Annotated in this window: 13 protein-coding genes and 1 riboswitch; of the genes, 5 read left to right on the top strand and 8 right to left on the bottom strand. The window is 60.0% G+C overall.

Annotation, left to right across the window (positions count from 1 at the left end):
- Window positions 1-553 precede the first annotated feature (553 nt).
- Window positions 554-988, top strand: a complete 435-nt coding sequence (locus ASD46_RS19315) for a PACE efflux transporter (RefSeq protein ID WP_003515473.1) — start codon at window positions 554-556, stop codon at window positions 986-988.
- Window positions 989-1,012: 24 nt separating this feature from the next.
- On the opposite strand, the gene ASD46_RS19320 is transcribed toward ASD46_RS19315, so the two are convergent.
- The 5 genes from ASD46_RS19320 to ASD46_RS19340 all read right to left on the bottom strand — a co-directional run bounded on the left by ASD46_RS19320 (window position 1,013) and on the right by ASD46_RS19340 (window position 6,091).
- Window positions 1,013-1,981: an alpha/beta hydrolase family protein gene (locus ASD46_RS19320; protein WP_025593568.1), complete on the bottom strand. Its 969-nt coding sequence runs from the start codon at window positions 1,979-1,981 to the stop codon at window positions 1,013-1,015.
- Window positions 1,982-2,083: 102 nt separating this feature from the next.
- Complete coding sequence (locus ASD46_RS19325; RefSeq protein ID WP_019566194.1) at window positions 2,084-2,689, bottom strand: ABC-type transport auxiliary lipoprotein family protein; 606 nt, start codon at window positions 2,687-2,689, stop codon at window positions 2,084-2,086.
- Window positions 2,690-2,704: 15 nt separating this feature from the next.
- The gene (locus ASD46_RS19330) at window positions 2,705-4,075 is read right to left on the bottom strand and encodes an MCE family protein (protein WP_003515479.1); all 1,371 of its coding nucleotides are present in this window, start codon (window positions 4,073-4,075) and stop codon (window positions 2,705-2,707) included.
- An 8-nt stretch (window positions 4,076-4,083) separates the two neighbouring features.
- Entirely contained in the window at window positions 4,084-4,920 is an 837-nt protein-coding gene (locus ASD46_RS19335; RefSeq protein WP_025593570.1) for an ABC transporter ATP-binding protein, read from the bottom strand.
- Between the two features lie 10 nt (window positions 4,921-4,930).
- On the bottom strand, window positions 4,931-6,091 hold the full coding sequence (locus ASD46_RS19340; protein ID WP_003515483.1) for an ABC transporter permease: 1,161 nt from the start codon (window positions 6,089-6,091) through the stop codon (window positions 4,931-4,933).
- 143 nt (window positions 6,092-6,234) lie between these two features.
- On the opposite strand from ASD46_RS19340, the gene dgcA reads away from it, so the two are divergent.
- Window positions 6,235-7,218, top strand: a complete 984-nt coding sequence (gene dgcA, locus ASD46_RS19345) for an N-acetyl-D-Glu racemase DgcA (protein ID WP_060642562.1) — start codon at window positions 6,235-6,237, stop codon at window positions 7,216-7,218.
- Between the two features lie 245 nt (window positions 7,219-7,463).
- Here the strand turns inward: dgcA and ASD46_RS19350 are convergent, their stop codons facing one another.
- Window positions 7,464-8,300: a UDP-2,3-diacylglucosamine diphosphatase gene (locus tag ASD46_RS19350; protein ID WP_025593573.1), complete on the bottom strand. Its 837-nt coding sequence runs from the start codon at window positions 8,298-8,300 to the stop codon at window positions 7,464-7,466.
- 229 nt (window positions 8,301-8,529) lie between these two features.
- Between ASD46_RS19350 and ASD46_RS19355 the strand changes: the two genes are divergently transcribed.
- A complete protein-coding gene (locus ASD46_RS19355; protein WP_003515491.1) occupies window positions 8,530-10,845 on the top strand; it encodes an NADP-dependent malic enzyme in 2,316 nt (771 codons plus the stop codon).
- 135 nt (window positions 10,846-10,980) lie between these two features.
- A complete protein-coding gene (locus tag ASD46_RS19360; protein WP_025593574.1) occupies window positions 10,981-12,081 on the top strand; it encodes a DUF2865 domain-containing protein in 1,101 nt (366 codons plus the stop codon).
- Window positions 12,082-12,150: 69 nt separating this feature from the next.
- Here ASD46_RS19360 and bluB read toward each other — a convergent pair whose 3' ends face one another.
- Both bluB and ASD46_RS19370 read right to left on the bottom strand, forming a co-directional pair.
- Entirely contained in the window at window positions 12,151-12,867 is a 717-nt protein-coding gene (gene bluB / locus ASD46_RS19365) for a 5,6-dimethylbenzimidazole synthase (RefSeq protein ID WP_025593576.1), read from the bottom strand.
- A gap of 97 nt (window positions 12,868-12,964) precedes the next feature.
- A riboswitch (cobalamin riboswitch) is annotated at window positions 12,965-13,151 on the bottom strand.
- Window positions 13,152-13,279: 128 nt separating this feature from the next.
- Window positions 13,280-14,110, bottom strand: a complete 831-nt coding sequence (locus ASD46_RS19370) for a TolB family protein (protein WP_019566187.1) — start codon at window positions 14,108-14,110, stop codon at window positions 13,280-13,282.
- 192 nt (window positions 14,111-14,302) lie between these two features.
- Between ASD46_RS19370 and ASD46_RS19375 the strand changes: the two genes are divergently transcribed.
- Window positions 14,303-14,680: a VOC family protein gene (locus ASD46_RS19375; RefSeq protein ID WP_003515498.1), complete on the top strand. Its 378-nt coding sequence runs from the start codon at window positions 14,303-14,305 to the stop codon at window positions 14,678-14,680.
- The last annotated feature ends 139 nt before the right edge of the window (window positions 14,681-14,819 follow it).

A 14,819-nucleotide genomic window follows, 5' to 3' on the forward strand; every position in this document is an offset into this window, starting at 1 on the left:
CTCTGTCATTGCGGCAGTCGTCATCGGTGGGCCATGGGGCAATGGGTCAGGCGTGCCGCTTTATTTTTTCCGCAGATCCAGCGGATTTTGGCAAAGCGGCCTACGGAATATCATCGCCACAGAACTTCCCTTCAGGGAAATGAGGCTAGGCTTGTAAGTTGTGGCCTGTGCCGCGTTGGCGGCCTTTATCGTTCGTCCATCTGGAGAATTATGCTGCATGGCACGCCTCCTTCCATGAGCGATAACGAAAAAACAGCGGTCTTGTTCCGCAGCGGCGAAACGGCGGACAATTGAAAAGATAAGGCACCGCCGCGTGCTTCGTCTCCACGCCGGTGATACGGTGGCACGAATAGTCGCATGAAGGCGAAGTCTCGCCGCATAGCTCCGGCCTCGCCGCCTCATCCCGCTCCCGCTGAGAAGAGCGCTCCCAAACCCAACCATGACCCAAGGCTTGAAATTTTGCCCGAAACCGCTATATGGCTTTGCGAGAGGACGACCTCGGCCATTATGGCGACAGCATGCGGGACGGCCCGGTCACATACCGGAGAATAAATTGCGTTCCCTGCCCGATCGTATCCGCCACGCTCTCAGCTTCGAAATCATCGGCCTTCTGCTGGTCGTGCCGCTGGGTGCATTCGTATTTCACATGCCCATGGAAGATATCGGCATTGTCGGTCTGGTCAGCGCCACGCTCGCCACCGCCTGGAACTATCTTTACAATCTCGGCTTCGACCATGCCATGCAGCGCCTGAAAGGCACGACGCTGAAGACGCCCGCTATCCGCGTCGCCCATGCCCTGCTGTTCGAACTGGGTCTGCTGATCGTGCTGATGCCCTTCATCGCCTGGTATCTCAGCATCAGCCTTGCCCAGGCGCTGGTGATGGATATTTCATTTGCGCTATTCTACGTAGTCTATGCCTTCGTCTTCAACTGGGGCTACGACCGGCTTTTCCCGCTGCCGGAATGGCGGTCGCAGGACGCCGTCTGATCGACGGCGGCACCGGCGTGTGCGTCAGGGTAGCGAAGCCGTGAAAAAGCGGATGACTTCGCTGTTCAGCCGACGATGAAACTCCGCCCGGTCAAACCCCGGAATATCGCCGCATATCTCGGCCAGGGCTTTTTCCATCTCGGCGGGGCAAGGTGTTATGAACGAAAAATGCCCTGCCCCTTTCACCGTCTGATAGTCCGGTTTTGCCGGTAGGTCGTCGCGCAGCCCTAAAATATCCTCCGGCGCCACACCGTCGCCGCCGCGCTCTGAACTCCAGAGCTGAACGGGGATTTTGATATCTCGCAGATCGGCCCGCCCTGGAAAGGCGTTGAGGGGGTCTGCAACAACCACAGCCTTCACCCGCGCATCGTAGACCCGGTCCTCAGGCGAAGCAGACCTTTCCAGCATCTGAGCACACACCGCCGCCTGCCCATCAGGGCACGGCAATCCGGTATTTGGAAAATCCGGAACGCCGCCGGCAAGTACCAGCGCCGTATAACCACCGCGTGAAAATCCGAACACCCCGATCCTTCCAGCATCGATAAAACGGGCATCGTTCCAGTTCGCCAGCATATGGTCGAGCAGGCGGACGATATCGGCCGGTCGTTCGGTCAGCGCGGAAAGATCGCCTGCCCGCTTCATGTCAATGGCGTTATCGCCGGGATGATTGATCGCCGCGACGATGAAGCCGGTATCCGCCAGCGCCGCCGCGGTATCCCGATGGCTGAAATACGTACCGCCGAAACCGTGGGAGATGATGACGAGCGGATATTGCCCATCGACAACAGGGCAATCACGCACCGCTTGCAGAGCGAAGGGGCCGATGCGGGTCTCCACCGGAGTCGCCGCGCAGGGCGACCACACCGCCGCCCTCATGGAAGGCTTGCCGCCTGCCGAGGGAATCTCGATCAACCGAAGACCGGCTGCCAGAACGGTGCCCGTTCCGCACATGGCGGAAACAAGGGAAAGGCAAAGCAACACCAGAAATCGCATGACGGACCCGCGGATCGGAAACATTGAATGCAACGCCGTCACCAACAGGCCTCACCCGCAACATAGAGCAATCTCTTGTAGCGGAAATGACCGTCGTCAGACTTAGAGCGACTTCAGCGTCCAGGCCACGATTTCGCGGGTGGCGGCGGCGAAAGCCTGGTCCAGCGCTTTGACGAAATTGGCATTTCCGGAACCGCTGACGCGTGCGCTGGCGCGGAATACTTCCTGCGCCTTTACCGTGCCGTTGCGATCGTTCAAGAGCTTCACCGAAATCTCGATATCGGCGGTGTTTTTTGCCGTATCGATTTCGAAGGTACGAATATCGCTGACCACCTGGTAATCGATCGCCAGCCCCTGCCCCGGCCGGCCGACGCCACCGAGCTTGCCGGTATCCTCGAATGCTTGCACCAGCTTGGATTGCACCATGCGCGGCAGGCGGTCGCTCCATTGCGAATTGCCGAGATATTGCACTTCCGACCCGGAAAGGCGCACCACGATGTTTTCGCTATCAAGCGCTTTCAGCGCCGTCGGATCGGCGATCAGCAATTGCCGGCCTTTGAGCGACGGCCCCTGCGTCACAGTCGCCGAAGAGACGGAAAGGTCGAACGTATCGTTCGATGGGGTTCCCGCACAGCCCGCCATCGCAACCGCAAGCAGCGGAGCCAGAAGCAGGGCACGGCGCTTATGGCCGTTCATCAATCGTGTCATTGGCCCATACCCCTTTTAGCGCCTTGTTCTGCCGTCATATTGTTTCACGGTTTCGCCGCCGAAAATCAACCGCTGCGGATCGCGGTCGATATTGGTGATCGCATTGTTGAGATTGTCGACCGTCTGCCGCGTGCTGCCGATAAGCGCCTGGAAATCCTTCAGGCCCGAACTGGAGAAGCGCGTGAGATTGTCGGCAATCGGCCCGATTCGGGCATTGAGATTGTCGGCTACGGCCTTGAACGAGGTCAAAGTCTCGCGCGCCTTTGCAAACAGCGAATTGGCATCGTCGGTTCCAAGCATGCCGTCCACCTTGGCAAGAATGCCATCGACACGGCTTGAGGCAAGGTTAAGCTTGCGGCCCATGTCGGTGAAATCGGAGACCGCCTGGTCGATATCGGCCCGGCGCGCACCGACATCGTCGGCAATTCGCTTGAAGTTCGCCACGGCATCACGCGCATCGGCAGTCGCTGCGGAAACATCACCCACCACGGTGCTGACCTTTGCGGGATCGACCGACGCCAAAAGCTCATCCGCGCGCTTCACCACCGTCTGCACTTCCGTGCTCGCCGCCTCGAAGTTGCGCGCCGTGCTCTGCACCGTTTCCATGATGCCCTGAATATCGCTCGAAGCGGAAGCGACGTCCTTCGTCACCTTGTCGACATTAGACAGGATGGAATCGATCTTGCCGGCATCCACCGCCTTCACCAGATCTTCGACAGCGGTCAGCGTGCCGTCCAGGCGCACCGAGACCGATTGAACGGTGGTGGAAAGCGAACTGAGGCTGGCGATGAAACTCTTGATACCATCGGAATTTGCGGCCAGCGCATCGGAGAATTTCTCGGCGTTACGCACCGTCTGCGTCAGCGGCCCACGGGCATCCTGCACGAAACCCTGCAATTCGCCGATGGCGCCATCGGCGCGTTTCAGGATCTTGTCGGCGGTGGCAAGAAGGTTGGTGACGCTGGAAAGATCGGCCGTCAGCTCGGCGGGAACGCCGCTTTCGACGGATTTCTGCAGAATGCGCTCACCATCCTTGTTGCCGCCGGAAAGCTCGATATAGGCAGCGCCCGTCAGGCCCTGAATTTCAAGCACGGCGCGGGTGGACGGGAAAACCGGCGCGTCCGCCTGCACTTCAGTAAAGGCGATGGAATAGGCCGGATCGTCGCGGTCGATCGCAAGACCGCGCACCGTGCCGACAGGAATGCCGTTGAAGCGTACCGGAGAGCCGACGGAAAGGCCGTTTGCCGAGCCGGGAATACGCACCACGAGCTGCGCCGTCGGTCCACCCCGGCCGAATTCCGCCATCCAGTAAACGAAGCCGAATGCGGCGGCGATCACGATCAGCGTGAAAATTCCGACTATGGTGTAGTTCGCCTTGGTTTCCATGCTTCTTGTTACTCCACCGGATTTTCGTGTCTGTCGTCCGGAAGAACGACAGAGCGCGCCCGTTTGCCACGGAAATAGGACTGCACCCAGGGGTCTTCACAGGCAAACATGTCCTGCAAGGTCCCTTCCACCAGCACCTTCTTCTGCCCTAGCACCGCAATGCGGTCGCAGACGGAGAACAGGCTGTCGAGGTCGTGCGTCACCATATACACGGTCAAACCGAGCGAATCGCGCAAGCGCGCGATCAGCATATCAAATTCCGCCGCCCCGATGGGATCGAGGCCGGATGTCGGCTCATCGAGGAAGACAAGGTCGGGATCGAGCGACAGCGCGCGCGCAAGCGCCGCACGCTTGATCATGCCGCCGGAAAGCTCCGACGGGTATTTGTCACCCGCATCGGGCTTGAGGCCCACCATCTCGATCTTGAGATAGGCAAGCTCGTCCATCAGCTTTTTCGGCAGGTCCAGATATTCCCGCATCGGCAGCTGGATGTTTTCCTTCACCGTCAGGCCGGAAAACAGCGCCCCCTGCTGGAACAGCACGCCGAGCCGCTGGTCGAGCATCATGCGGTCGTCTTCGCTGGCCTTGTCGTAATCGGTGCCGAGAATGCGGATTGCACCCGCCTGGCGTGGCAGAAGCCTCAAGATCGCACGCATCAGGACGGATTTACCCGCGCCGGATGGGCCGATGAAGCCAAGGATTTCACCGCGATAGACATCCAGATCGAGATTCTCAAGCACGTTCCTGCCGTTGAAACCGACAGTCACACCCTCGACGGAAAGAACCGTCTCACGGCCGTCCTTTGCAGTTTTTGTCTCTTGCGGCTTCTGGTCCAAAGTTTCCAACGCGCCCTCCTTAAAAATCGATGGCTGCGTAGAAGATGGCAAAAAGGCCATCCACCAGAATGACGACGAAGATCGATTTGACCACCGACGACGTGACGTGTTTGCCGAGCGATTCCGCCGAACCGCCGACCTTCATACCCTCAACCGCCGCAACGATGCCGATGATCAGCGCCATGAACGGCGCCTTGATCATGCCGGCGGCGATGGTCGATTCCTCGACCGCGCCATGCAGACGCGACAGAAACACTTCGAAGGTGATGCCGGAATAGAGAAGCGTGACGATGGCGGCGCCGAAAAGTGCGGCGAAATTGGCAAGGATGGTCAGAAGCGGCAGTGCGATTGTCAGCGCCACGAGACGCGGAAACACCAGCACGCCAACGGGGTTGAGACCGATCACCTTCAGCGCGTCGATTTCCTCGCGCATCTTCATCGAGCCGATTTCCGCCGTGATCGCACTGCCGGAGCGACCGGCGATCATGATCGCGGTCAGAAGCACGCCGATTTCACGCAATTGCAGAATGCCGACGAGATCGACGACGAACACTTCCGCGCCGAAATAACGCAGCTGGAAAGCGCCCTGCTGGGCGATGATGGCGCCGATCAAAAACGACATCAGCATGATGATCGGCACGGCGCGCACGCCCATATGGTCGATCTGGTTGACGATGGCCGCCGGCGAGACGCCACGGCCGCGCCCGAGCTTCATCTGCGCGCCGCGCACGGCGGAACCGAGAATATACATGCCCGCGAGGAAATCCGCACCATTCTGGACGACAGCCTGGCCGATCGGCGAGAAGAAGCGTTCGGCAAGTCCCACCTTGGCGGCAGGCTCACCCTCCATCGCCGCTTTATCCGGCAATTGGCCGATCAGATCCTCGATTCGCTCGTTTCCGGTAAGCGTGACGGTAACGCCCTTCGCTTCCATATCTTCGCGCAATCGCCGGATGACCCAGGCGCCGGTCGTGTCGATTGCCTCCACCGAGGAAAGATCGATCTCCACCGGACCGGCAGGGCCGCTTTTCTCGATGTTTTCGAGGCGTGCAAAAATGCCGGAAAGATTGCTGTTACGCCAGGAACCGCTCAAGGCATACCGCTGGCCGCCGCCGGAGACGGCGTCGTCTTCGGTGATTGCGGCCGGGTTCGCCTGTTGCCGTATATCCTGTTCTTGCATAATGCTCCGAGCGAGTGCAGCCGTCACGAGATTCTTAAAGGTTTCATAACGGTTTGGCCTTCGGCAAGCCACAGTGACAGCCGACAATTCGCGATAAATTTGGCGTCATGTGTCTTTTAACGCCTGTCAGGAAGTGAAAAAACATGCCCCGTTACCTTCAAGCCACAACAGAACGTTTCGCCGTTGCTGGCAGCTTCACTATTTCACGCGGCACTCGCACACATGCGGATGTCGTAACGTGCACCATCCGCGATGGTTCCTTTACCGGCAGAGGTGAATGTGTGCCCTACCCGCGTTATGGCGAAAGCATCGAAGGCGTTATCGCCGATATCGAAGCAATGGCTGAGCAGATTGCCGGCGGCCTGACACGGCAGGAATTGCAGCAGGTGATGAAACCCGGCGCCGCCCGCAATGCAGTGGATTGCGCACTATGGGACCTCGAAGCCAAGATGAGTGGCAAAAGTGCTGCCGAACATAGTCTCGGACACGCGGCAAAACCGCTCGTTACCGCCTATACCATCTCGCTTGCCGACCCCGAGACCATGGCGGCTAAAACGGCGGAAAACGCTGGCCGCCCGCTGCTGAAGATCAAGACAGGAACGGCGGATGACGAGGCGCGCCTGCGGGCCGTGCGCACCGCAGCACCTGACGCGCGCATCATCATCGACGCCAATGAGGGCTGGAACGACGATAATATCGAATATTATCTGAAACTCGCAGCGGAACTGAACATCGCACTCATCGAACAGCCGCTTCCCGCCGGCAAGGACGCCATCCTGGCCCGCATCGACCACCCGGTCCCCATCTGCGCCGATGAAAGCGTGCATTCCACCAAGGACCTCGCCGACCTGCGCGACCGTTACGATGCGATCAACATCAAGCTGGACAAGACCGGCGGTCTCACGGAAGCACTTGTCATGAAGGCAGAGGCGGAGCGGCTAGGCTTCATCATCATGGTCGGCTGCATGCTCGGCACCTCGATCGGCATGGCCCCCGCCGTTCTGGCCGCCCAGGGAGCCGCCTTCTCCGATCTCGACGGCCCGCTGATTCTCAGGCAGGACCGGCAGCCGGGCCTCGTTTACGAGGGTTCGCTGGTTTATCCGCCGCAGCCGGAGTTGTGGGGATAAGAGCCGTCGTTCGGGTTTCGTGTGAAAGCACTCCGCCGCACATCGCAATAGTCTTTGCAGTATCACGTAAACTGTGTGACCAGCCTTGCCTCACACTCGACGTCATCCCCGGGCTTGTCCCGAGGATCTATCCACGTCGCGCGAAATCAATCGGTTGCAGATCCTTGGGACAAGCTCAAGGATGACGACAGAGAGCTGAACCATCCCGCGCTTAGGGATCGCCCTGCCTGTTGAACAAACCCCAATCAGGCCGCGTGCTTGCCAATCAGACCTGGAATATCCACCGGCTCCATCTCGTCCGATGTCTGCGAAGGGACATCGCTCGTCTGCATCCAGGTGATCAGCTCGAAAGTGCCATCGGCATTTTCGGCAATCGCAGTGCAGCTTTCCACCCAGTCGCCGGTGTTGATGTAGCGGATGCCGTCCATGTCTTCCATCACGGCGTGGTGGATATGGCCACAGATCACACCATCCACATTGTTGCGGCGCGCCTCGTCGGCCACTACGCGCTGGAACTCGCCGATGAAGTTGACGGCGTGTTTGACCTGCAATTTCGCCCAGGCCGAGAACGACCAGTAAGGCAGGCCGATGCGGCGGCGCACCGCAGCAAGGACGATGTTGATCGCAATCGCCGCGTCGTAGGCCCAGTCACCGAGATAGGCGAGAAGGCGGGCATTGCGCACCACCACGTCGAACTCGTCGCCATGGATGATGAGATATTTCTTGCCGTCTGCCGCCTCGTGGATCATGCGCTCGGCCACTTCGATACCGCCGAAATGCATGCCCGGAAACTCGCGCAGAAATTCATCGTGGTTGCCGGGAATATAAACGATACGCGTTCCCTTGCGGGCCTTGCGCAACAACTTCTGCACCACGTCGTTGCAGCCCTGCGGCCAGTACCAGCTGCGGCGCAGGCGCCAGCCGTCGATGATGTCACCGACCAGGATGATCGTATCGGCCTCGTGATGTTTCAGGAAGTCGAGCAAAAAATCCGTCTTGGCCGCCTTGGAACCGAGATGGACATCCGAAATGAAAAGCGTTCTGAACTGTCTGGTTTCAATTTGACCGGCCACGGATTTAATCCCCTTGTTCGGTTGCGTCCCTGCGGCTTTCTTCCCTCTCAGAACCAGACTCGTGTTGCAGCAACATGACAATGGCCGGTTTTTGTATGGAATATGACTGATGGCATCACGAAAACGCGAATAAGCCATGCCCGCATTTGCATAAGGGGGCGGCAAATAACGGCTGTACCACGGGAAAGTTTGTTGTATTCAGAGGGCCGGAATTGAACCAGACATGACGGTGGAAGACATGACCTCTCACGATAAGAACAACACGCCCGCCAACACGGCAAAGGCCGACATCGAGGAACAGGCGCTCTTTTTCCACCGCTACCCGCGCCCCGGCAAGCTGGAAATCCAGGCCACCAAGCCCCTTGGCAACCAGCGCGATCTGGCGCTTGCCTACTCGCCGGGTGTCGCCGCCCCCTGCCTCGCCATCCATGAAAATCCGGAAATGGCGGCGGAATATACCGCCCGCGCCAATCTCGTTGCAGTGATTTCCAACGGTACGGCAGTGCTTGGCCTTGGCAATATCGGCCCGCTTGCGTCCAAGCCGGTCATGGAGGGCAAGGCCGTCCTCTTCAAGAAATTCGCCGGCATCGACGTTTTCGATATCGAGATCGATGCGCCCGGCATAAACGACATGGTCTCCACCATCGCAGCGCTGGAACCCACCTTCGGCGGCATCAACCTTGAAGACATCAAGGCGCCCGAATGTTTCGAGGTGGAGCGCCAGCTGCGCGAGAAGATGAACATCCCGGTCTTCCACGACGATCAGCACGGCACGGCGATCATCGTCGCCGCCGCCGTCACCAACGCGCTGGAACTGGCCGGAAAATCGCTTTCGAGCGTCAAGATCGTTGCGTCAGGCGCCGGTGCGGCAGCCCTTGCCTGCCTCAATCTGCTTGTCGCCATGGGCGCAAAGAAAGAAAACATTTGGGTCCACGATATCGAGGGCCTCGTTTATGACGGACGCAACTCGCTGATGGACGAGTGGAAGGAAGTTTACGCGCAAAAGACCGACAAGCGGGTTCTGGCCGACTCGATCGACGGCGCGGATGTCTTCCTCGGTCTTTCGGCGGCAGGCGTGCTGAAGCCGGAACTTCTGGAGCGCATGGCGGAAAATCCGCTGATCCTGGCGCTTGCCAACCCCAATCCGGAAATCATGCCGGAAGTGGCCCGCGCTGCCCGCCCGGATGCGATGATCTGCACCGGCCGTTCGGATTTCCCGAACCAGGTCAACAACGTGCTCTGCTTCCCCTATATCTTCCGCGGCGCGCTGGATTGCGGCGCAACCACGATCAACGAGGAAATGAAGATGGCCGCCGTGCAGGCCATCGCCGAGCTTGCCCGCGAGGAAGTCTCGGAAGTCGCCGCCAAGGCCTATAGCGGCGAAACGCCGATCTTCGGCCCGAACTACCTCATTCCCTCGCCTTTCGATCCGCGCCTCATCCTGCGCATCGCGCCGGCCGTTGCCCGTGCTGCCGCCGCAAGCGGCGTCGCCGCCCGGCCGATCAGCGATTTCGAAGCCTATCTCGACCAGCTGAACCGCTTCGTCTGGCGTTCCGGCTTCATCATGAAACCGGTCTTCAACGCCGCCAAGGTTGCCGAAAAGAAGCGCATCATCTTTGCTGAAGGCGAAGACGAGCGCGTGCTGCGCGCCGCACAGGTGCTTCTGGAAGAAGGCACCGGCATCCCGATCCTCATCGGTCGCCCGCAGATCATCGAAACGCGCCTGAAGCGCTTCGGCCTGCGCATCCGTCCGAATACCGATTTCGCGGTGGTCAATCCCGAAGACGATCCGCGTTACCGCGACTACGTCGATGATTATTTCGCCCTCGTCGGCCGCGCCGGCATCAACCCGGAGGCGGCCCGCACCATCGTGCGCACCAACTCCACGGTCATCGGCGCGCTGTCGGTGAAGCGTGGTGAGGCGGATGCGCTGATCTGCGGTCTGGAAGGCCGTTACGACCGGCACCTGCGCGACGTAAACCAGATCATCGGCAAGCAGGAAAGCGTTCGCTCTTTCGCAGGCCTCAGCCTGCTCATCACCCAGCAGGGCGCGCTGTTCCTCACCGACACCTTCGTCAACAACGATCCGACCTCCGAAGAAGTGGCTGAAATGGCCATTCTCGCGGCAAAGGAAATCCGCCGCTTCGGCATCACGCCGAAGATCGCGCTCGCCAGCCACTCCAATTTCGGGTCGCGCGATTCGGAAAGCGCCCGCAAGATGCGCCGCGCCCTGAAGATCGTGCAGGCAGCGGCACCCGAACTGGAAGTGGACGGCGAAATGCAGGGCGGCTCGGCACTTTCGGAAGCGCTGCGCAAGCGCGCCATGCCCAACAGCGTGCTGACCGGCGAAGCAAACCTGCTGGTCTTCCCGAACCTCGATGCCGCAAACATCACGCTCGGCGTCACCCGCACGCTGACGGAGGGCCTGCATGTCGGCCCCATCCTGCTTGGCACGGCGCTTCCCGCCCATATACTGTCGCCCAGCGTCACCTCGCGCGGCGTTGTCAACATGGCGGCCTTTGCCGTCGTGCAGGCATCGCACCCTTCGGTCTGATGAAGGCGCATTAACGCAGTTTTGAACATGCTGTTGCCGCATTGCGGCAACAGCTTATGTTATCTTCCTGAAACACGGATTTCCCGAAGCATAACACCCTCGCCACCGGCCGGGGACATCGAACGGATCGCACCATTGACCCGGCGCCGCAGCATTATCGGCCTCCTGCTTCCCCTTGTTTTCATCGCCCCGGCCGCTGCTTTCGCGGATCAGGTCTGCGATACGCTTTATGCGCAGCTGCGCGAACCGCCGCGTGTCATCGGCAACACCGCCGAGGTACGGCGTTACGCCAATGCGCTCACCCGCCAGAACATCGAGATCCGCAGGATCAGGAACGATCTGCGCCGTTACGGCTGTTCATCCGCAAGCGTCACCGTTTATGGCAGCCCGAATGCGGAACTCTGCGCAGAGATCAGCGACGCGATGGCGGATGCGCAGAGCGAACGCGATGCCATCATCCGTGACCGCGACGATGCCATGGCGGCCCAGGGCAACGATGATGGCGACATCAGACGCCAGCGCATTCTCGCCGCACTCGACGCCAATGGCTGCAGCGCCATTCCGGAAACGGAAGCGCGCCAGCCGACGGCACCCGATGTGACACGTTACCCCGACGCCTTCGGCGAACAGAGCAATCCGCCGGGACAGGCGGGGCTTTCGCCCTACCCCAATGCCGCTGCGGAAGGCGGGCTCAGGACGCTGTGCGTGCGCACCTGCGACGGCTCGTTCTTCCCCATCGCTTCCAATGCCTCGCCGCTCGATTTCCGTGCGCAGGCCGAACAATGCCAGAAAATGTGCCCGGGTACGCAGACGGAGCTTTATTTCCACTCCATGACGGAGCAGGAAACGGCTGACATGGTCTCGGCTGAAACAGGAAAGCCCTACAAGGACCTGCCGACCGCCTTTGCCTATCGAAATGCCTCAACGAAAGCCCCAGGCTGCGCCTGCAACATGGCCGCCTATCACGAGGAGATGAAGCAGCAGGAGGCTGCGCGGCCGGAAGCTGAGAAACCCTATTCCAGCATCACGACCATTCCATCACCGCAAGGCGACACCCCCAAAAAACCAACCGAACTGCAGCAGGCCGCAAAGCCGCCGGAACAACCGGTTCCGGAACGCGACTATGACCCGAACAACAGCAGGGTCCGCGTCATCGGCCCTAAATTCCTGCCCGACCAGACAGGGCGGATCGACCTGAAAAACCCGGCGCTGAAGGGCATTCAGCCGCAGCAATAGCTCCCATCAAGCACGCGGTATGGAGTTGGCAACGCTCTGTCTCACTCACAAGATGGTCGCGTCTTCTCTTTACCGTCCACCCCAGCGATTGCGAAACACCAGCTCCTCCAGCGGCACGCGCTGGCGCCAACCCTTCACCGCCAGTTCCGGCTCGGTATAAAGTGTATCGACGCGGCCGAGGCATAGCCAGGCGACGATCTCGATGTGGTCGGGAATCTCCAGAATGGTGCGAATGTCGCTATCGTGGAAAATGCTGACCCAGCCGACGCCGATGCCTTCGGCGCGCGCTGCAAGCCAGAGGTTCTGGATGGCGCAGACGGTGGAATAGACATCGGTGCGCGGATTGTGGGTACGGCCCAGCACCACCTTGCCGCCACGCGTCGGATCGCAGGTGACGCAGATGCTGAGCGGCGCCTTGCGGATGCCCTCAAGCTTGAGGCTGCGGTAAAGCGCCTGCTGCTCCCCCTCGAACATCGCCGCCGCCTCGCCATTGGCGCGGCTGAAGGCAACCCAGGCTGCCTGCCTGACCGCACCGTCAGTGACGAGCGTGAAATTCCACGGCTGCATGAAACCGACCGAAGGCGCGGAATGCGCCGCCTTCAGCAAGCGCTCGACCACATCTTCCGGCAATGGATCCGGAAGGAACTGGTCGCGCACATCACGGCGGGTTTCGATGGCACGGTAGATCGCCTCTCGCTCCCCCTCGGAAAACGGATAGGCGGGCGAAAGCGCGTGATCGAATGCATTGGCGTCGAGCGAACTGGTCGCGAGTGGATCGGTCGGCATCGTCTATCCCCAACAATGCTGGCGCGCCGCCACGAAAACCGGCTCCGGTTTTCGCCTGCACGACGCGCTGCTGCAACAACCTGCCGCCGTCCACGCGGTCTGGTCTATCCTGTCAGGCCGGTCTTCTGACTCGGCTTCATCCGCCCACTTTCGCCTTCCCGAATGGATTCAGTGGCATCAAGAAAAAGGGCATCCGCCTCACAGCGCTGGGCACGTTCCGGTCTTGCACCGGATTCCCGATTCTCCCGCCCTAAAGGGCGGGCACCTGACGAAGAAGCTTATGAGCAACAAAGATTGCAAATACAAGTATCTTGCGCAGCGATGCGGCAATGTGACCGTGGCCACCTCACCTGCGTATTGCGCCCTTCAGCCGCCGCGCAGACGCGCGCCGGCTGAAGCACCCCCTACCGCATCACCCAACGGGAAAATACCGCACATAAGCGAACTCATCCCCGTCCGGTGACCAGTTGGGCGAATTCATCGTTCCCTGCCCGCCGAAAAGGTCAAACAGCGTTTCGGCATTGCCGCCATCCATATCCATCAGCCGCACGCGCACGTTGAGGTCGCGCGGATGGTCGAAGACATCGGCGTCGTAGGAGACGAAGACGACCTTGTCACCGCTGGGAGACGGATGCGGGAACCAGTCGCCGTAGGCGCTGTCGGTGATACGCTCGACGGCCGAGCCATCCACCCGCACGCGCCAGATCTGCATCTGGCCGGTGCGGCTGGAGTTGAAATAGATCCATTCTCCATCCGGCGAATAATCCGGCCCGTCATTGCGGCCCTCACCATGGGTAAGGCGTGTCTCAACGCCGCTGTCTATGTCCATGGAATAAATATCGAAAACCTGATCGCGAATGCCGCAATAGGCGAAACCTTTCCCGTCCGGCGACCAGCCGTGCCAGTAGGAGGGAAGGTTCCTCGTCATCAGCCGCGGCGTTCCGCCCGTCGAAGGCAGCAGATAGATGGCACTCTTGCCGAACTCCACCTTGTCGGAAATGGCATAAAGCGAACCGTCAGGCGAAATGCCGTGGTCATTGTTGCAGATTGTCGCAAAGCCGGTATCGACCTTTTCCGGCGAAGGGTCGCCGGCAAGTGACAGGCGATAAAGCAGACCGTCGCAGTTCAGAAGCAGGTATTTCCCGTCCGGCGACCAGTTCGGAGCCTCGAACAGCTCCGGCGTCTGCCAGACCACCCGCATCTGCCGAGTGCGGATGTTGAAGATTTCGATGGAACTGCGCATGCTGCCTCCCAGGCCTGTCGATCGTCTGGCGTGGAGCGTTGAATGGCACAAACATTCCGTTTGCATCCGCCACCGCCGTGATTATGATCCTATTGCCGCAGGCACCGCCCTGCAAATTCAAATAGGAAAAAACAGCAGCGTTCCGGCACCGCCCGCACCCCTGCCCGTTTCTCCCAGATCCGAGGTTCCGCGATGAACACCATCGCCGATCACGGCATCCGCTTCGGTCGGATCGCCGCAATGCTTCCTGTCAAGAATATCGAGAAGGCCCATGACTTTTATGTCCGTGTGCTGGGCTTCGAAAAGACCTTCGAAAACGGCAACCCTGTCGGTTTCATGATCCTGAAACAAGGTAACGCCGAGTTGCACCTGACATTGCAGTCAACGCACAAACCGGCCCCCTTCAATGTGGCGCATATGCTGGTCAGCGACGCCGACGCGCTGCATGCGCTTTGCAAAAGCCACGGGCTTCGCATCATCAAAAGTCTGCAGGACAAGGATTATGGCCTGCGGGCCTTCGTTTTCGAAGACCCGGATGGTAACCGCATCGATGTGGGGCAGGTTATTTAACGAGATAGGGAGACGGCGCGGCGTGTCCGCGCCGTTGGAGGAAAAGGATGCTTCTTCGCCATCGATATATGGCGAAGCCGCAGCATCCGCACTCCGTCACCCCGAACTAGATTCGGGGTCCAGCAAGCTCCCTCCATGC

This window comes from Rhizobium sp. Root491, from assembly GCF_001427205.1.
Taxonomy (GTDB): Bacteria; Pseudomonadota; Alphaproteobacteria; order Rhizobiales; family Rhizobiaceae; genus Agrobacterium; species Agrobacterium tumefaciens.